Raw genomic sequence first — 17556 nt, 5'->3', positions numbered from 1 at the left:
AAGAATTTATGTTTCAGGAAAGATATGATGTTATTGTTGTAGGAGCCGGTCATGCCGGAAGTGAGGCCGCGGCGGCCGCAGCCAATATGGGTTGCAGCACACTTTTGGTTACCATGAACCTGCAAAACATCGCACAAATGAGTTGTAATCCTGCAATGGGTGGGATTGCAAAAGGTCAAATTGTTCGGGAAATTGATGCACTTGGTGGCTATAGCGGATTGGTGAGTGATACCAGTGCCATTCAGTTTAAGATGCTCAATAAATCTAAAGGACCTGCTATGTGGAGTCCGCGGGTGCAAAGCGATCGGATGATGTTTGCTGAACATTGGCGACTTAGGTTGGAGGCAACAGCCAATCTCGATTTCTATCAGGAAATGGTTTCAGGTCTAATCATTGAAGGTGATAAAGTAGTGGGTGTAAAAACCTCTTTAGGTATAGAGATTAAAGCGAAGAGTGTTATCCTTACTAACGGTACTTTTTTAAATGGTCTTATTCATATTGGTGAAAAACAATTTGGAGGAGGAAGAGCAGGGGAAAGAGCTGCTACCGGAATTACCGAAGAATTGGTTCAGCTGGGTTTTGAGGCCGGAAGAATGAAAACCGGAACACCCCCACGTGTTGATGGAAGGTCTTTAGATTATTCAAAAATGACTGAGCAGCCGGGCGATGATGTGCCGGCTAAATTCTCTTACCTTGACGAAACAAAACCTCTCACAAAACAGAGATCCTGTTACATGTCTTACACCTCTCCCGAGGTGCATAATCTTTTAAAGGAAGGCTTTGATCGTTCCCCAATGTTTAACGGTCGAATTAAAAGTATTGGTCCCCGATACTGTCCTTCAATCGAAGATAAGATCAATCGTTTTGCCGATAAAGACAGGCATCAGCTTTTTATAGAACCTGAAGGTTGGAATACGGTAGAAATGTATATCAACGGATTTTCTACATCGCTGCCCGAAGATGTGCAGTTTAAAGCTTTGCGTTCGGTCGCCGGATTTGAAAATGTGAAATTCTTTAGACCGGGTTATGCTATCGAATATGATTATTTCCCGCCCACGCAGTTAAAACATACCCTTGAAACCAAACTGGTTAGCGGACTTTATTTCGCCGGACAAATTAATGGAACTACAGGTTATGAAGAAGCCGGTTCTCAGGGCTTGATGGCAGGAATAAATGCGGCTTTAAAAGTGCAGGAAAAGGAAGAGTTTATCCTGCAACGCAGCGAAGCTTATATAGGAGTTCTTATTGATGATCTTATCACAAAAGGAACAGAAGAGCCCTATAGAATGTTTACTTCAAGAGCCGAATATCGTACGTTGTTGAGGCAGGATAATGCCGATTTCAGGCTTACTGAAAAGTCGTTTGATATTGGTCTTGCTTCTGAAAAAAGACTGCGGAAGATGGAGGAGAAGAAATCCAAATCTTATGCTTTTGTTGAATTTTTGAAGGAGACCAGTGTTGCTCCTGAAGAAGCCAATGTGGTGCTTGAAGAAAATAATTCGGCTCCCATGAAGCAAAGTGATAAGATCTTTAAAGTATTCTCCAGACCAAATATTGACATGCAGAATATCCGAACTTTTAGTGGAGTAGAGGAGTACATTCAGGAAAATGACCTGAACGAGGAAATACTTGAACAAACCGAAATTCAAGTGAAATATTCTGGGTATATTGAGAAGGAGAAGAACAATGCAGATAAGCTTCACAGGCTCGAAGGAATTAAAATTCCTAATGATTTTGATTACTCCAGGATCAAATCTATGTCTTATGAAGCACGTGAAAAGCTGAAAAAGGTGAAGCCAACATCGGTGTCACAAGCTTCAAGGATTAGTGGGGTGAGTCCGAATGATATTTCTGTTTTACTGGTTTACATGGGTCGATAAAATTAATCGTTCCACGTGGAACATCTTTTAAATTCATTCAATGTTACCACTTGATTTTTCTGAACAACCTGTACTTGTATGTGAAGATCATACTGTAAGCGGAGAATTATTTGAGTTGAGGAAGGCAAAAGATCTGGATCTTTTGGCCACCTTTCCTCAGCCAAATTTAGAGCGTTTGCCCGATTATTATAAAAGTGAATCTTACATCTCCCATACCGATTCAAAAAGGGGATTTTTTGATAAGATTTATCAGCAGGTAAAAAACCTGATGCTCTCCAGGAAATTAAACTGGATAGGCCAGGAGAAAACGGGTACGGTAAAAATTCTTGATGTTGGTGCGGGGACGGGAGATTTTCTTTTGGCTGCAAAAAAACGGAGATGGAAAGTTTTTGGAGCAGAACCAAATTCTGGAGCACGGGCTCTGGCTTCAAAAAAAGGAGTGGAGCTGGAAGAAGAAACCCGGGGATTTTCTTCAGGTAGTTTTGATGTAATTACCATGTGGCATGTTTTGGAACATGTACCTAATCTTGAAGAGCAGATTGAAGAGTTATACCGGTTATTAAAACCCGACGGACTTCTTGTAATCGCAGTACCAAATTTTAAAAGTGATGATGCGCAGAAATATAAAGAGCACTGGGCGGCTTATGATGTGCCAAGGCATCTTTACCATTTCTCACCTTCAGCAATAGAGAAGATATTTAATTCATCAGGTTTTTTACTTACCTCTCAAAAAGGGCTTTTTTTCGATTCGTTTTATGTAAGCCTGCTTTCAGAAAAATATGCTTCAGGTGCTTCAAATGTACTCAAGGCGGTTTGGAAGGGAGCAATTTCAAATTTTAAGGCTAAATCTTCTGGAAACTATTCTTCGGTGGCTTACTTCTTCAGAAAAAACAACTAAAACGCATTTTAAAGCGATTTAAGCGACTTTTTCAGTAGAGAGGTGTTGTAGATTATATTTTTAAAGATGAAGCTTATTTTCACCTCTTTAAAAAGCTATTTTTGATAGCTTTTTTAAATTTCAACTTCATATATTATTAAATTTCTTTATCGCATCAGAATTTTGGCTTTTTCAGTAAGGAATGGAAATGCTTTCTTACTTTTGCTGCGAAACTAAACAAACTTAAAAATGAAAAAAATATTTTTGATCCTTTCAATGGGGGCGATATTTACCAGCTGTAATAATCAAAAGACTGCTTATGTTGATACTACTGTTCTAATTCAGGAGTATTCAGAAATGAAAGAGGTGGAAGCCGATTTTAGCCAGAGGTCTGAAAGTTTAAAAAGAGAACTTGATTCGGCTGCACAAGGATTTCAGCAGGAAGTTATGGCGTTTAGAGATAATGCGGCAACCATGTCTGAAGCCGAAAGACAGGCTGCGCAGGATGAGTTGATGAGAAAGCAGCAAATGCTTCAGCAGCAACAGCAAATGAGAAGCGGACAGCTAAGACAGGAAGGAGATCAGGTTATTGACTCACTTATTACCAAGGTGAAAGATTTTGTAAAGGTTTATGGTGAAGAAAATGATTACACCTACATCTTTGGATCAAACGAATCGGCTAATATCATGTATGCAGAGGAAGGGCTTGATATCACTCAGGAGATCCTTAAAGAACTTAACGAAAACAGTGGAGTAACAGAGCAAGATGCTGTAGTTACCAAATAAATTTTTTGTAGTAATATTTAAAAAGGGTTCCACGTGGAGCCCTTTTTTTATGCGGTGATGAGAAAAATTCCGAAGATTATGACCATAAAGTATCCCACGATAGTAAAGGCACCGGCATAATCGTTTGCCACCCGTTGGCCAAATAAGAGCATTAATAGCGTGATTGCGGCAAGGCTGAGGGACCATAGGGCAAGGCTGGGGTCGTTATTTGCATACAAAGTAAAGATTCCTGCTAAGGCTGCGAAGCCTACAATAATTTCCAGGACCAGGATGATGCCCAGTAGCAGGGAAACCATACCTCCCATAAATGTACCTTTAAAGTGCCCGGTAAGCCATTCATAATTGCCACTCCAATTGAACAACTTATCAAGACCCGATTGTAAAAAGGTGATGATGGTAAATATAAGTATCAGGTATACCGGGATGTTCGGGATGAAATTGTCCATAATAAACTAGTTTTTATGAATGAGTCGGGTGAGTTTTATAGAAAGGTCGGTGAGGATTATCTTGGCATTTCCGTTTCTTTCTATGTGGTACATGGCGTCCTCGAGTTCTTTTGAGATCCCTGTAATGTTGTTTCCGGTGATGAAGGGGGCAAATTTCTCTAATTTGAATCCGCTGGTTTGCGGCTCCAAAAAAACGAGATCTTTTGCCTTATAGTTGTACATGAGCGCCTGCCTGAAGAAATCCATACAAAAGATAAGGAATTTCTTTTGTACTTCCCTTCCTGTTCCTGCTATCATTTCGCTCCAGGCAAGTAGATCGGCGAGTGCAGTTTTGTCTCCCCTGGCTTTAAAAGCAGTTCTCACCCACGAAATGAACCACTCTTCAAACTGTTCGTCACCCGAATGCTGCTTGAGAATGTGAAGGGCGTTATTGTAATTTCCATTAGCCCTGTGGGAAATGGTCAATGCTTTAGCACGATCACACTGTTCCCTTTGTACAAGACCTTCGGCAATCACTGCCTCATTAAGGGGCGGAAAATGAAGGATTTGACACCGGGACCTAATAGTTTGGATGATGCTCTCTTCTTCTTCAGTAATAAGCAGAAAAAGGGTTTTTTGAGGCGGTTCTTCTATAAGCTTCAGCAGCTTGTTGGCACAACTGTCATTCATTTTCTCGGCCATCCATATGATCATGACCTTATAGCCCCCCTCATATGACTTAAGCGAGAGCGATTTTACGATATCCTGCGCCTCATCTACGCCTATCTTCCCCTGTTTATTCTCAATTCCTAGCTTCTGGTACCAGTCAAAAAGGTTTCCGAAAGGTTCCTGTTGTACAAATTGCCGCCATTCTTCTGTAAAATGAGAAGAAACGGCATTTTTCTTTACCTTGTCATTGTTGGCTACGGGGTAGGCAAAATGGAGATCGGGATGTGCCAGCCTGTTCATTTTCAGGTTACAGGATTCATTTCCGGTATTATTCTCGGCCCCGGTGTTTTGGCACAGTATATATTGTGCATAGGCAATGGCCATGGGGAGAGTTCCACTCCCCGAAGCACCTACAAATAACTGGGCATGAGGAATCCGGTTGTTATCTACCGTTGTGGTGAGGTGATTCTTTATGTGCGGAAGGCCTAAAACTTCAGAAAATAGCATAAGCAAAGATATAATTTCTTCACACTTTTATATCTTAGAGAATTATTTAATTTAAGCTAAAATCAGCTGTATGAAAACCATTAATGATTATAATTTTAAGGATAAAAAAGCCCTGATAAGGGTAGATTTTAATGTTCCGCTTAACGAGCAACAGGAAGTTGGTGACACCAGTCGTATTGAAGGTGCAAAACCAACCATAGATAAAATTTTGAAAGATGGCGGCAGCGCTATTCTTATGTCTCACCTGGGGCGACCAAAAGGTGTTGATAAAAAGAATTCCCTGGAGCACATTGTGAACAAAGTTTCAGAAATTCTTGGTGTAGAGGTGAAGTTTGTAGATGAATGTGTAGGCGAAAAGGCACAGCAGGCTGCAAAAGACCTTAAACCGGGAGAAGTACTGCTACTGGAGAACCTTAGATTCCATGCTGAAGAAGAAAAGGGAGATGAAGAATTCGCTAAGAAATTATCTATCCTTGGAGACATTTATGTAAATGATGCCTTTGGAACAGCACACCGGGCTCACGCTTCTACCACTATCGTGGCTAATTATTTTGAAGATAAATGTGTCGGTGCCCTGCTTGGTAAGGAGATAGACAGCCTTGAAAAGGTTTTGGGTAGTTCAGAAAAACCTGTAACTGCAGTACTGGGGGGAGCCAAAGTATCTACCAAGATCACAGTTATTGAAAATATACTCGACAAAATTGACCACCTGATTATTGGCGGCGGAATGACTTATACTTTCACTAAGGCAAAAGGCGGTACTATTGGAGATTCTCTGGTTGAGAATGACAAGCTTGAACTGGCGCTGGAGATCCTTAGAAAGGCTGAAGAAAAGGGAGTGAAAATCCATTTACCTGTTGATGCGGTAATAGCCGATTCTTTTTCGGAAGAAGCCGATACTAAAATAGTTTCGGTTGATGAAATTCCTGACGGATGGATGGGACTTGACATAGGCCCTGACACAGTGAAGAATTACGGACAAATTCTTGAAGAGTCTAAAACCATCTTGTGGAACGGCCCAATGGGAGTTTTTGAAATGCAGGCATTTGCAAAAGGAACTATTGCAGTAGGCGAGCATATTGCCGCAGCTACAAAAAAAGGTGCTTTCTCACTTGTAGGTGGAGGTGACTCTGTTGCCGCAGTTAAACAATTTGGTCTTGAAGACCAGGTAAGCTACGTTTCTACAGGCGGTGGCGCCATGCTCGAAATGCTGGAAGGAAAAAGTTTACCGGGAATTGAAGCGTTAAAAAAATAAAGAGGTACGATAATTGAAGGAAAAAAGTACTGTTTTTTTGAGAAATGACTTTATGATGAAACAAATTTTGCCATTTTTAATGCTACTCGTGTCTGTAGCTGCTTTTGCCCAGGACAAAAAAGAAGGGGAAAAGAATGTGGATGGACAGGAGAACAAAGAAACGGGCGATACCATAAGGCTTCCCGAACAGGACTTCTTCCTTTTGCTAGATAGTGATGATGTAGACCTTGCCAATAAGGTACCGGTGCACAAGATCATCAAAGACTCTCTTATATTTGCCCTTTTAGACGACCCAGGAGCAGCCACTATAGACTCTCTATGGCAGCAGGAGTTGTTCGAATCCAGTTTATACATGGATTTGAAAGATTCTCTTCTAAACCAGGAATACAATGAAGTAGTTTTTGATGATCTTCCCACCGATACTTTGAAGTTGAGGCTACAAAAGCTAAATGCTAAAACCCCTTTTAACGTTGAATACAACCCTTTGCTTGAGAATGTGATCAAATCATACCTTAAGAGAAACAAGAAGGGAATGGAGCGGTTAATGGCTTTAAGCACCTATTATTTTCCCCTTTTTGAGCAGAAGCTGGATCTGTACAATATTCCGCTAGAAATAAAATATCTTGCTATTGTAGAATCTGCCCTTAATCCTCGCGCAAGATCACGCGTGGGTGCAACAGGGCTTTGGCAGTTCATGTTTGCAACAGGAAAAATGCACGGGCTTGATGTAAGCTCCTATGTAGATGAGCGAATGGACCCAATTATGTCTACCGAAGCTGCTGCTGAATATCTTTCTACACTTTACCGGGTTTTTGAAGACTGGGACCTGGTTCTGGCTTCCTACAATTCAGGGCCGGGAAATGTTTCCAAGGCCATAAGGCGTAGTGGAGGTTCAACCAATTACTGGAATCTTCGGCCTTATCTTCCACGTGAAACAGCAGGCTATGTGCCCGCCTTCCTTGCTACTATGTATATTTTTGAATATGCCGAAGAACACGGTTTTCAGCCTCCTCACCCAAGAACCACCTATTTTGAGACCGATACTATTCACCCCCGAAAAATGCTCACTTTTGAGCAGATTTCACAGGTGACAGGGGTAGAAAAGGAAATGTTGCAGTTCCTCAATCCAAGTTATAAACTTGACGTCATTCCATTTGTGGAAGATGAAAAATACAGCCTGCGCCTGCCCAGAAACAGGACCGGACTTTTTGTGAACAATGAGGAAGCAATCTATAGGTATACACAGGCGCTTGAAGAAAAGAAAGAAGAAGCGCTACCACAACTCATTCAACCCGAATCTACAGTGAGGTACCGCGTGCGAAGGGGGGATTACCTCGGGAAGATTGCCGAGAGATACGGGGTAGGGGTAAGCCAGATCAAGCAGTGGAACAACTTGAGAAGCAATAACCTTAGAATAGGCCAAAGACTGCTTATTTACCCACGGAAAAATTCGGCTACAGCCGAAAATTCCTCTTCCTCCAGAATATATACTGTAAAACACGGGGATTCTCTTTGGAGCATTTCGAAGAAATTTCCCGGGGTTACTGTAAAACAAATAAAGAGCCTGAATAACATGAACAGCAACCGGTTGAAACCCGGAATGAAATTAAAACTCTCAGAAGGGTAATGGTCCCGCTTAAATTCGATCTATGAAAAATTTTTTCGCTTTTTTTTCCGTTCTTTTTGTTTTAACCGGATGTGGTAATGGTAAAGAAGATCCTGTAGTCATCGCTAATTCCTCCGGAAAGATCAACAACCTCACAGTGGTCATGGAAAACGACCTGTGGACGGGTGAAGTTGGAGAGGCTGTACGGCGCTACCTTGCTGCCCCGGTAGATGGCTTGCCGCAAGAAGAGCCATTGTTCTCCTTAAGCCAGATGCCACCTGAAGCCTACCAGGGTTTTGCGAGGAAGAACAGGATATTTTTACATATTCAAAAAGGGCAGGAGCCTACAATAAAAATGGCCGATGACGCCTATGCTAGGCCACAAAAAGGCATCCTTATTACAGGGGAGGATAATGAGCAAATCATATCCTTAATTGAAGAAAATGCTGAAAAGATCATTTCAACCTTTAAGAAAACAGAACTTGCCGAGCAGCAACGCCGCATCAAGAAATCTCTTAAAAGTGATGAAAAGCTTGAAGAGCAGCTTGGTGTTTCTTTAAAGTTCCCCACAGCATACCGATACGCCAAGGAAACCGATGATTTTTTCTGGATCAGAAAAGATATTCCTACCGGCAGTATGGAAATCCTGGTGTATGAAGTGCCAAGGCATGTCATTGAAAAAGATACCAATATAGTTGGAAATATTATTGAAATGCGTGATTCTATAGGGCAAACCCATATTCCAGGAAGAGTTGACGGCAGCTATATGGTAACAGAATCTGCTTATGCCCCCTATCTTTTTGAATCTCAAATTGATGGAAAGTTTGCCTGGGAGTCTAAAGGGATCTGGGAAGTAAAAGGAGATTTTATGGGCGGCCCATTTATTAATTACGCTGTTCTGGATGAAGAAAATGACAGGTACGTAATTTTAGAAGGATTTGCATTTTCACCATCGGCCCAAAAGAGGGAAAACATGATGGAGCTTGAAGCCATCCTCAAATCGGCAGAGTTAGAATAATTAATAAGTTAGAAAACAAAAAACCCAACGCAAGTTGGGTTTTTTATTCTATTGAAAGAAAAAATTATAATCTCTTTTTGTCCTCTTCGGGTTTGCTGGTAGGAGTATCATCTTTTGAAGCGTCTTTAAATTCTTTAATTCCGCTACCCAATCCTCTCATCAGTTCAGGGATTTTTCTTCCTCCAAACAACAACAACACAACGATCACAATTAATATGATTTGTGGTGCTCCAATCTGCAATGGTATAAAAACTGCACTCATAATAATCAATTTAATGTTGCAAAGTTAGTAATAAAACTTTAATCCATTTGTTTATGAGGGTATAAAACCTCTGTAAATATCTTTATATATCTTTGCCTAAGGCATTAAATATGACAAAGAACACCGAACATAAAAGAAATTTCAGGCAAAAGCTCCTGCATAAATACAGGCTTGTTATTCTCAATGAAGACACATTTGAAGAAAAATTGTCTTTTAAACTTACCCGCCTTAACGTATTTGTGGTAGTAACCCTTTCAGCAATTCTGCTAATTGCGGGCACCACCGTGCTTATTGCATTTACCGGGCTAAGAGAGTACATTCCCGGTTATTCTTCTACCGAACTGCAACAAAGAGCTCTGAACCTTGCCTATAAAACCGATTCTCTCCAGACTGTGGTTGAGTTAAATAACCAATACCTGGCATCTATAAAACGCGTGCTCTCAGGGGATGTTAAACCCGCAGAGTTCAATAGGGATTCACTTATGGAAGCTCACCGGTTAAGCGCAGATGAGGTAGACTTAAAACCATCAAAGGAAGATAGCCTGCTCCGGGAAACAGTAGTGCAGGAAGATAAATATAACTTTCTTGAGACTGCTACCAGCCGTGCCAACTATGCATTATTTCCGCCTCTAAAAGGCCCTTTTTCGGAAGGATATAATATCAAAGATAAGCATTTTGGGGTAGACATTGTAGCATCACATAACGCTCCCGTGAAAGCTGTAGCCGATGGTACTGTCATTTTTTCGGGATGGACTGCAGAGACAGGAAACGTCATTATTATAGAACACAGCTATGGCCTTATCTCTATTTACAAACACAACTCATCCCTCACCAAAGAGCAGGGAGACAGGGTGCTAAAAGGGGAAGTGGTGGCCACGGCAGGTTCTACGGGTGAGTATTCAACCGGCCCGCACCTACATTTTGAACTTTGGAGCGAAGGCCGCCCTGTAAACCCCACAGATTTTATAGATTTTGAATAAAAAATATGTCAGTAAAATCATTTGCAGCTAAAATATTCGCATCCTACATTCGGCGCCAAATCAATTCCTGGGCAACTAAACCGGTAGAGACCCAAAAAAGGGTTTTTGAGCAGCTCTTAAAAAAGGCGGCGGACACCGAATTTGGAAAAGATCACGGGTTTAAGAACATCTCCAGCTACCGGGAGTATGCCGCTCGTGTGCCGGTAAGAGATTATGAAGAGCTAAAACCTTATGTAGAAAAGGTGGTTGCGGGCGAGAAAGATATTCTATGGCCAGGGAAACCTATCTACTTTGCCAAGACCTCAGGTACTACAAGTGGAGCGAAATATATTCCGTTGACCAAAGAATCTATGCCTACACATATCGATGCAGCACGAAATGCGATTTTGTGCTACATCAATGACACCGGAAAAGCCGATTTTGTAGATGGAAAAATGATCTTTCTGCAGGGGAGTCCCGAACTTGATGAAAAAAACGGTGTAAAACTTGGCAGGCTCTCCGGAATTGCGGCTCATTACGTTCCCGGGTACCTGCAACGCAACCGTATGCCTTCCTGGGAGACAAATACTATTGAAGACTGGGAAACAAAGGTTGAAGCTATAGTAGATGAAACTGTAAAGGAGGATATGACCGTTATTAGCGGGATTCCTTCCTGGGTACAAATGTATTTTGAAAGGCTGCAGGCGCGCACAGGCAAAAAGGTGGGAGATATCTTTCCTAATTTCAACCTGTTCATTTACGGCGGAGTCAACTTTGAACCTTACCGTGCAAAGTTTGAAAGTTTAATTGGCCGAAGGGTTGATAGTATTGAACTTTTTCCTGCTTCTGAAGGCTTTTTTGCATATCAGGACAGGCAGGATGAAAAGGGGATGTTACTATTGCTGGATTCAGGCATATTCTACGAGTTTATTAAGGCTGATGAATTTTATTCTGAAAATCCGCGGCGGTACACCATTGGGGAAGTGGAGCTGGGAATTAACTACGTGATGATCATTTCTACTTCGGCAGGTCTTTGGGCTTACGACCTGGGAGATACCATTCAGTTTACCTCTCTGGCACCATACAGGGTGATCGTTTCAGGAAGAATAAAGCATTTTATTTCGGCTTTTGGGGAACACGTGATTGCCAAAGAAGTAGAGCAGGCCATGCAGGAAGCCACGGCCGGAACAGGCATCCAGATCACCGAGTTTACCGTGGCACCACAAATCACTCCCGAAGGAGATCAACTGCCGTACCACGAATGGTTTATTGAATTTGAGGAAGAACCCAAAGATTTAGGTACTTTTGCAGTAGCATTAGACAAATCTCTTCAGCAGCAAAATTCCTATTATCTCGATTTGATAGAAGGCAAGATCCTTCAGCAATTAAAAATCAGCACTGTTCCCACAAATGGTTTTCAGCAATACATGAAATCCATTGGAAAACTGGGCGGGCAAAACAAACTACCAAGGCTTTCTAACGATCGCAAGATTGCCGAAGTTTTGGAAAATATAAAAAACAGCAAATAAAATTATGGGTAATTTAAAATTACAGGGACGTACAAGAGCACAGGAAAGCTCCAACGCTATAGAGCGCATGTATATTACTATGCGTCACCTTTTTAACAGGGGGTTCTATAAGCCTATGGGCGTTTCGGGGGAAACCCTGCGCGAAGCTCTTTTGATTCTTCGTCCCGAAATATATGGCTCTGTAGCCGAAGAAAAAGTTGAGCTTAACGGACTCTTATACGTCATGGACAGGCTTCCGCTTGGCCTTGAAGAATGTCGCTTCATCAATCTCACCAGTGATGAAGGTTACGGTAATTCTCACTTTAAACCTATCGTTCCGCCAAAAAGACGCAGAAACTGCTACAGGATCGATGAGGAGCAAATGAATATTGAGATCACCCGCGGGCGGTCAGAAATTTATGATATTCTTACTCATCTCACTTTCCTTTTTATTGAGTCTCACAAGATCATGAGACGGGTGCTTATTGATGAAGAAGGAGAAGTATCGCGTGACTGGCAAAAGCTGGAAGTTGCGGTGACTCAAAAGGAACCTTTAACCCAGGCGCAGCGTGAAGTAGCGCTTACTCACACGGCTAATATTCTTGGCCGTACCTTTAGGGAAGTGACCACCATTTATCCTCTTTTTAGCACCTCAACCAGCCCCGAGAGATTTTTGCACATCATTTATTACCTGGGGAAACTGGCGTTAGATGAAATGCTCAACAACAACAAACGTATCGTGACTTTTAGCCCTGTGCTTAGAGAACGCCTGGGGCATCACATTCACGGGGAGATTTGGGCAAATAAGGTAAAGGAAGTCCTTCTGGAGAAAAACCTGATGAACCGTCCTTTGCACATTATAAGTGCAAACATGCACAGCGTGATGAATACGCTTTATGCTTCGGAAGCTTTAAAACCTGAGCTCAAGAAAAAATCGCTCTTCGGAATCTATGAAGATCTTAGTAACAATGCCAATGGGCAGCTAAGAATGAAAGTGATGAAAAATGCTGTTGCTGAAGGGATGGTTTTTATTGAAGATACCAGTGGTGCCAACATTGATGTACAGGTGTTTGATACTGCCCGGATGTCGCTCGTAAATCCAAAATTCAAGAGTGGTAGCAAGGTAAAGGATGAAGATAAGCCGGTGATCATGGTGATGGATTACGCATTTGGAGAGCAGGCTTACGAAACCATGGATGAAATGCTGAAGCCTTATCAGTCCGAACATGGTAATATTCACCTGAATGTAGCCTCAATTTCTATCATGGGGAAAGCCGGAATTCTTGTAGGGGGTAAGGGTGACATCATGATCCCAACCGCTCACCTCTTTGAAGGTACAGCCGATAATTATCCGTTTCACAACGAACTTACCAAAGAAGATCTTGAAGGTAACGGCATACACGTGTGCGATGGTTCAATGATCACGGTTTTAGGAACATCGCTTCAGAACAAGGATATTTTGAAGTTCTTCCACGAATCTACATGGAATGTGGTAGGGCTGGAGATGGAAGGAGCTCATTATCAAAAAGCGGTGCAGGCTGCGGCAAGGTTACGTAAGAACATCAGTGAAGACGTGAAGGTAAGGTATGCCTATTACGCTTCAGATAACCCGCTGGAAACAGGAAGTACCCTGGCTTCAGGCGGACTTGGAACTACCGGCGTAAAACCGACCTATCTTATTACTGAAAAAATACTGGAACAAATTTTTGAAGTTCCGAAGATATCCGAAAAAGAGAAAGAACCTAAAAAAGAGAAAGCATAAATGAATGATAAGAAATACACTCTGGTTACAGGTGGAGCTGGTTTTATAGGTTCTAATTATATCAATCTCTTTATTGAGGATAAAGACACCCATATTGTCAACCTCGATCTACTCACTTACGCCGGAAGTCTCGACAACCTGGAGATAGAGGGGCACGAGAACTACACCTTCGTAAAAGGGGATATACGAGACAAAGAACTGGTAAAAAACCTCTTCGAAAAATACCATTTTTCGAGGGTGATAAATTTTGCAGCCGAATCTCATGTAGACAATTCAATCCTGAATCCTGCGGCTTTCGTTGAAACAAACATCAATGGAACCTTCAACCTTTTGCAAACTGCCTATAATCTTTGGATTGATGGCCCATTTGAACTGAAGGAAGAGTACAGCGACGCCAAATTCCTTCACGTTTCAACCGATGAGGTCTATGGCACATTGGGAGCTGAAGGATTGTTTACAGAAGAAACTCCGTATGCGCCAAATAGTCCGTATTCGGCTTCAAAAGCAGCTTCAGATTTTTTGGTTCGCAGTTATTTCCATACCTATGGAATGCCTGTTTTAACAACCAACTGCTCTAATAATTACGGGCCTCATCAACACGATGAAAAACTGATTCCTACTATTATTCGAACTGCTCTAAAAGAAGAGCCCATTCCCATTTATGGAGACGGCAAGAATGTAAGGGACTGGTTATACGTTTTGGATCATTGCAAAGGCATCAACCTGGTACTCAAAAATGGCAAATTTGGAGAGACTTATAACATTGGTGGCCGCAATGAACGGGAGAACATTTACATTGCCCAGAAGATTTCTGAAATTCTTGATAAACTGGTTCCACGTGAAAACGGCGAAAGTTACACTCAGCTAATCACTTTTGTGAAAGACAGGCCGGGGCATGACCAGCGTTATGCTATAGATGCTACAAAACTTGAATCACAACTGGGTTGGAAAGCCGATGAGAACTTTGAATCAGGTATAGAAAAAACGGTACGTTGGTACCTGGAAAAATACAGCGCATGAAAGGCATAATACTGGCAGGAGGATCGGGAACAAGGCTGCACCCTTTAACGCTTGCAGTGAGCAAGCAGTTAATGCCGGTGTATGATAAGCCCATGATCTATTATCCGCTCTCTACTTTGATGATGGCGGGGATTAGAGAGATCCTTATCATTTCCACCCCAAAAGATCTGCCTTTGTTCAGGGAATTGTTGGGGGATGGAAGCCGGTATGGATGCGAATTTCAATACGCAGTGCAGGATGAGCCGAGGGGGCTTGCCGAAGCCTTTATCATTGGAGCCGATTTTATTGGTAATGATAAGGTGGCTCTTATTCTGGGAGATAATATTTTTTATGGTTCGGGGCTTAATAAACTGCTGCAAAGCAATAGTGATCCCAATGGCGGAATGATCTTCGCTTACCACGTGCATGACCCAAAACGCTACGGGGTTGTTGATTTTGACGAGACAGGAAAAGTAATATCTATTGAAGAAAAACCCGCTTCTCCCAAGTCAAATTTTGCGGTTCCGGGAATCTATTTCTACGACAATGAAGTGGTAGAGATCGCCAGGGGCATAAAACCTTCGGGCAGGGCAGAACTTGAGATTACCGATGTGAACAACGATTACCTTCAAAAAGGGAAGTTACAGGTGAGCATTCTCGACAAGGGTACGGCCTGGCTCGATACCGGCACCTTTGATTCCCTGATGAAAGCTTCACAATTTGTGCAGGTCATTGAAGAACGACAGGGATTGAAGATAGGGGCAATAGAAGAAACCGCCTATAATATGGGCTATATAGATAAACAGCAGCTGCATAAGCTGGCCCAGCCTCTTTTAAAAAGCGGGTACGGCGAATACCTTTTACAATTAGATTAATATGTTAGAAATTGAACAGACTCCTTTAAAAGATTGTTTTTTGCTGAAACCTTCAGTCTTTCGTGATCACCGCGGCACGTTTCTGGAAAGCTTCAGTCAAAGGAGATTTGAAGAGGTAACAGGCCTGGATATGGAGTTTGTGCAGGATAACCAATCATCTTCCAAAAAAGGTGTTTTGAGAGGGCTTCATTTTCAGAAGGGAAAATATGCACAGTCAAAATTGGTGCGGACTGTGGTTGGTAAGGTTCTGGATGTTGTAGTAGACCTTCGGCCAGATTCCCCAACCTATAAAAAATCATTTCAAGTGGTTTTAAGCGACGAAAACCATCATCAGCTCTTCGTGCCTGCCGGATTTGCACATGGCTTTCTCACGCTGTCTGAAATATCGGTATTTGCATATAAATGTGACCAGTACTTTCACAAAGATGCCGATGCAGGCGTTTATTACAATGATCCTACTTTCAATATAGACTGGGAATTTCCTGAAGATGAGCTCATCCTTTCAGAAAAAGATGCTCATCTTCCCACTTTTAAAGAACTGGGGCTATGAAAATTTTAGTCACCGGGGCAGGAGGGCAGTTAGGGAAATGCTTTAAAGAGGCTTCTCTAAAGTACCCTGATCTCAATTTTACCTTTACAACTTCAGATGATCTTGATCTTTCACAATTTGCTGTTGTGGGAGCTTACATGCGCAGGGAGAAATTTGATATCTGCATCAATTGTGCTGCCTACACAAATGTAGAACAGGCCGAAAAGGAGCAGGAAATGGCTTATCTTTTAAATGCTGAAAGTGTGAGAAATCTTGCCAGAGATTGTGAGGAAACCGGCTGCACGCTTATTCACATCTCTACAGATTATGTGTTTAATGGAAAGAAAAATTCTCCATATTCCGAAGAAGACGCTACAGATCCGCTGAATGTTTATGGGGCGTCCAAACTTCTTGGGGAGCAGTATATCCAGGAAGCTACAAACCGGTACCTCATTTTCAGGACCTCATGGTTATATTCAGAAATCGGGAAGAATTTTTTCAACACCATCAGGTCAAAAGCCAGGGCAGGTGAAACTTTAAATATCACTACTTCCCAAAAGGGAACTCCGACTAATGCTCACGATCTTGCTGCTTTTATTCTGGAGATCATTGCAACAGGCAAGATAAACTTTGGTTTGTACCACTACAGTAATCTGGGAGAGGCCACCTGGTTTGATTTTGCCAGAGAAATTCTTGATATAACCGGTTCTGATGCAGAGTTGATTGAAAACAATGATTACCAGACACTCGCCGTGAGGCCGTCTTACAGTGTGCTGAATAAAGAAAAGGTACAACAGGTTTTTAACCTGCCAATACTTCACTGGAAGGAGAGCTTAAAGAAGCTCTGTCAAAAATTGTAATCCCTCTCAATAAACCATTTAAAGTGGCGTACATCCTCTTCAACCATATCTTCAAAGACAGGGTTTAAAAGACGGGCCGCACTTTCTCCGGGTATCCCACCAGGGGCGTGATAGGAGATCACAATGTGTAACTCTGTTCCTTCCCCCGCATCGCGAAATTCTACTTTTCCGGCATTCTCAATAGATGAACCCGGTAAAGATTGCCAGCCCAGCAGTTCAAAGGGTCTTTCCTTTACAATTTGACTTTTCCACCTTAGCGTACCAACATGTCCCGGTAAATGGGCTTCCCAAACCGAGATGCTGTCGTTTAGACTTTCCACGCTTTCAAGGTGCTCCATGAACAGCGGGAGGTTTTCAAGGTTCCGCCAAAAGTTATAGACTTCTTCCCGGGGTTTATTCACTACTAAACTCAGCTGAATATTTACATTACGACTGCGATTGTCGGGTTTGGTTTTTCCTATGGCATTATACAGAAAACAATTTCCCGAGATCCCCCTGTATAGCAGGTAACCGGCAATAACAGCTTCAATGCCGCTTTTCTTTTCCTTTCCCAATGCATCATAAAGAAAATAGGCTCCTGCCAGGAAGGAAGCCCCTCTTTCGGCATCGCTTACATTGGTGTTGAGGTGTCGTAAAAAATTTCTCATAGGTAATAATTTTCTGTTGTTAGCCTAATTTACTCATATTGCGGGCAATGCTTAGTTTCAGTTTTGCTTAAATTGGGTTAAATTATTCTTAAATACAACATTAACTGCTGCTGCTGTACCTTCAGGAACAGC

General features: G+C 42.0%; 17 protein-coding genes. 13 read left to right on the top strand and 4 right to left on the bottom strand.

Going from position 1 to position 17556, the window contains the following annotated elements; translation table 11 throughout:
* Window positions 1-8 precede the first annotated feature (8 nt).
* The 3 genes from mnmG (at window position 9) to V5739_RS07640 (ending at window position 3543) form a co-directional block, all read left to right on the top strand.
* Complete coding sequence (gene mnmG / locus V5739_RS07650) at window positions 9-1880, top strand: tRNA uridine-5-carboxymethylaminomethyl(34) synthesis enzyme MnmG (protein ID WP_423820285.1); 1872 nt, start codon at window positions 9-11, stop codon at window positions 1878-1880.
* 40 nt (window positions 1881-1920) lie between these two features.
* Complete coding sequence (locus V5739_RS07645; protein WP_423820284.1) at window positions 1921-2778, top strand: class I SAM-dependent methyltransferase; 858 nt, start codon at window positions 1921-1923, stop codon at window positions 2776-2778.
* Window positions 2779-3006: 228 nt separating this feature from the next.
* Entirely contained in the window at window positions 3007-3543 is a 537-nt protein-coding gene (locus tag V5739_RS07640; RefSeq protein WP_423820283.1) for an OmpH family outer membrane protein, read from the top strand.
* Between the two features lie 47 nt (window positions 3544-3590).
* Here the strand turns inward: V5739_RS07640 and V5739_RS07635 are convergent, their stop codons facing one another.
* Together V5739_RS07635 and V5739_RS07630 are read right to left on the bottom strand one after the other, a co-directional pair.
* The gene (locus tag V5739_RS07635; protein ID WP_423820282.1) at window positions 3591-3989 is read right to left on the bottom strand and encodes a DoxX family protein; all 399 of its coding nucleotides are present in this window, start codon (window positions 3987-3989) and stop codon (window positions 3591-3593) included.
* Window positions 3990-3995: 6 nt separating this feature from the next.
* Window positions 3996-5144 carry an ATP-binding protein gene (locus V5739_RS07630; RefSeq protein WP_423820281.1) on the bottom strand — a complete coding sequence of 383 codons (1149 nt, stop codon included), beginning with the start codon at window positions 5142-5144 and terminating at the stop codon, window positions 3996-3998.
* Between the two features lie 70 nt (window positions 5145-5214).
* Here V5739_RS07630 and V5739_RS07625 point away from each other — a divergent pair, with 70 nt between their 5' ends.
* The 3 genes from V5739_RS07625 to V5739_RS07615 are packed head-to-tail and all read left to right on the top strand — an operon-like array spanning window position 5215 to window position 9023.
* Window positions 5215-6399, top strand: coding sequence for a phosphoglycerate kinase (locus V5739_RS07625; protein ID WP_423820280.1), 1185 nt, complete (start codon window positions 5215-5217; stop codon window positions 6397-6399).
* A gap of 52 nt (window positions 6400-6451) precedes the next feature.
* On the top strand, window positions 6452-8026 hold the full coding sequence (locus V5739_RS07620) for a LysM peptidoglycan-binding domain-containing protein (RefSeq protein ID WP_423820279.1): 1575 nt from the start codon (window positions 6452-6454) through the stop codon (window positions 8024-8026).
* Between the two features lie 22 nt (window positions 8027-8048).
* Window positions 8049-9023, top strand: a complete 975-nt coding sequence (locus tag V5739_RS07615) for a DUF4837 family protein (RefSeq protein ID WP_423820277.1) — start codon at window positions 8049-8051, stop codon at window positions 9021-9023.
* A gap of 64 nt (window positions 9024-9087) precedes the next feature.
* Here the strand turns inward: V5739_RS07615 and tatA are convergent, their stop codons facing one another.
* Window positions 9088-9285, bottom strand: coding sequence for a twin-arginine translocase TatA/TatE family subunit (tatA, locus tag V5739_RS07610; RefSeq protein WP_266069742.1), 198 nt, complete (start codon window positions 9283-9285; stop codon window positions 9088-9090).
* Between the two features lie 110 nt (window positions 9286-9395).
* On the opposite strand from tatA, the gene V5739_RS07605 reads away from it, so the two are divergent.
* The 7 genes from V5739_RS07605 to rfbD are packed head-to-tail and all read left to right on the top strand — an operon-like array spanning window position 9396 to window position 16777.
* Window positions 9396-10265, top strand: a complete 870-nt coding sequence (locus tag V5739_RS07605; protein ID WP_266069743.1) for a M23 family metallopeptidase — start codon at window positions 9396-9398, stop codon at window positions 10263-10265.
* A gap of 5 nt (window positions 10266-10270) precedes the next feature.
* Window positions 10271-11773: a GH3 auxin-responsive promoter family protein gene (locus V5739_RS07600; RefSeq protein WP_423820276.1), complete on the top strand. Its 1503-nt coding sequence runs from the start codon at window positions 10271-10273 to the stop codon at window positions 11771-11773.
* Between the two features lie 4 nt (window positions 11774-11777).
* The gene (locus V5739_RS07595) at window positions 11778-13514 is read left to right on the top strand and encodes a DUF6909 family protein (RefSeq protein ID WP_266069746.1); all 1737 of its coding nucleotides are present in this window, start codon (window positions 11778-11780) and stop codon (window positions 13512-13514) included.
* Window positions 13515-14534 carry a dTDP-glucose 4,6-dehydratase gene (rfbB, locus tag V5739_RS07590; RefSeq protein WP_423820275.1) on the top strand — a complete coding sequence of 340 codons (1020 nt, stop codon included), beginning with the start codon at window positions 13515-13517 and terminating at the stop codon, window positions 14532-14534. It begins immediately after the preceding gene.
* Entirely contained in the window at window positions 14531-15388 is an 858-nt protein-coding gene (gene rfbA / locus V5739_RS07585; RefSeq protein WP_423820274.1) for a glucose-1-phosphate thymidylyltransferase RfbA, read from the top strand. The genes rfbB and rfbA overlap by 4 nt, the downstream gene beginning before the upstream one ends.
* 1 nt (window position 15389) lies before the next feature.
* Window positions 15390-15938, top strand: a complete 549-nt coding sequence (gene rfbC, locus V5739_RS07580) for a dTDP-4-dehydrorhamnose 3,5-epimerase (protein ID WP_423820273.1) — start codon at window positions 15390-15392, stop codon at window positions 15936-15938.
* Window positions 15935-16777: a dTDP-4-dehydrorhamnose reductase gene (gene rfbD / locus V5739_RS07575; protein WP_423820271.1), complete on the top strand. Its 843-nt coding sequence runs from the start codon at window positions 15935-15937 to the stop codon at window positions 16775-16777. The genes rfbC and rfbD overlap by 4 nt, the downstream gene beginning before the upstream one ends.
* On the opposite strand, the gene V5739_RS07570 is transcribed toward rfbD, so the two are convergent.
* Entirely contained in the window at window positions 16765-17424 is a 660-nt protein-coding gene (locus V5739_RS07570; RefSeq protein ID WP_423820270.1) for an SRPBCC family protein, read from the bottom strand. The two genes, rfbD and V5739_RS07570, sit on opposite strands and share 13 nt — an antisense overlap.
* Window positions 17425-17556 lie beyond the last annotated feature (132 nt).

Source organism: Salinimicrobium sp. TIG7-5_MAKvit, assembly GCF_049569215.1.
Taxonomy (GTDB): Bacteria; Bacteroidota; Bacteroidia; order Flavobacteriales; family Flavobacteriaceae; genus Salinimicrobium; species Salinimicrobium profundisediminis.
Note: the sequence above shows the minus strand (reverse complement) of the source record. Positions and strands in the feature narration are given on the sequence as shown.

What these genes read in the sequence shown, in the direction of transcription:
- V5739_RS07615 (WP_423820277.1), top strand. Translation starts at nt 8,049, where the DNA reads ATGAAAAATTTTTTCGCTTTTTTTTCCGTTCTTTTTGTTTTAACCGGA.
- tatA (WP_266069742.1), bottom strand. Translation starts at nt 9,285, where the DNA reads ATGAGTGCAGTTTTTATACCATTGCAGATTGGAGCACCACAAATCATA.
- V5739_RS07630 (WP_423820281.1), bottom strand. Translation starts at nt 5,144, where the DNA reads ATGCTATTTTCTGAAGTTTTAGGCCTTCCGCACATAAAGAATCACCTC.
- V5739_RS07640 (WP_423820283.1), top strand. Translation starts at nt 3,007, where the DNA reads ATGAAAAAAATATTTTTGATCCTTTCAATGGGGGCGATATTTACCAGC.
- V5739_RS07625 (WP_423820280.1), top strand. Translation starts at nt 5,215, where the DNA reads ATGAAAACCATTAATGATTATAATTTTAAGGATAAAAAAGCCCTGATA.
- V5739_RS07635 (WP_423820282.1), bottom strand. Translation starts at nt 3,989, where the DNA reads ATGGACAATTTCATCCCGAACATCCCGGTATACCTGATACTTATATTT.
- mnmG (WP_423820285.1), top strand. Translation starts at nt 9, where the DNA reads ATGTTTCAGGAAAGATATGATGTTATTGTTGTAGGAGCCGGTCATGCC.
- V5739_RS07620 (WP_423820279.1), top strand. Translation starts at nt 6,452, where the DNA reads ATGATGAAACAAATTTTGCCATTTTTAATGCTACTCGTGTCTGTAGCT.
- V5739_RS07605 (WP_266069743.1), top strand. Translation starts at nt 9,396, where the DNA reads ATGACAAAGAACACCGAACATAAAAGAAATTTCAGGCAAAAGCTCCTG.
- rfbC (WP_423820273.1), top strand. Translation starts at nt 15,390, where the DNA reads ATGTTAGAAATTGAACAGACTCCTTTAAAAGATTGTTTTTTGCTGAAA.
- rfbA (WP_423820274.1), top strand. Translation starts at nt 14,531, where the DNA reads ATGAAAGGCATAATACTGGCAGGAGGATCGGGAACAAGGCTGCACCCT.
- V5739_RS07600 (WP_423820276.1), top strand. Translation starts at nt 10,271, where the DNA reads ATGTCAGTAAAATCATTTGCAGCTAAAATATTCGCATCCTACATTCGG.
- V5739_RS07595 (WP_266069746.1), top strand. Translation starts at nt 11,778, where the DNA reads ATGGGTAATTTAAAATTACAGGGACGTACAAGAGCACAGGAAAGCTCC.
- V5739_RS07645 (WP_423820284.1), top strand. Translation starts at nt 1,921, where the DNA reads ATGTTACCACTTGATTTTTCTGAACAACCTGTACTTGTATGTGAAGAT.
- rfbD (WP_423820271.1), top strand. Translation starts at nt 15,935, where the DNA reads ATGAAAATTTTAGTCACCGGGGCAGGAGGGCAGTTAGGGAAATGCTTT.
- V5739_RS07570 (WP_423820270.1), bottom strand. Translation starts at nt 17,424, where the DNA reads ATGAGAAATTTTTTACGACACCTCAACACCAATGTAAGCGATGCCGAA.
- rfbB (WP_423820275.1), top strand. Translation starts at nt 13,515, where the DNA reads ATGAATGATAAGAAATACACTCTGGTTACAGGTGGAGCTGGTTTTATA.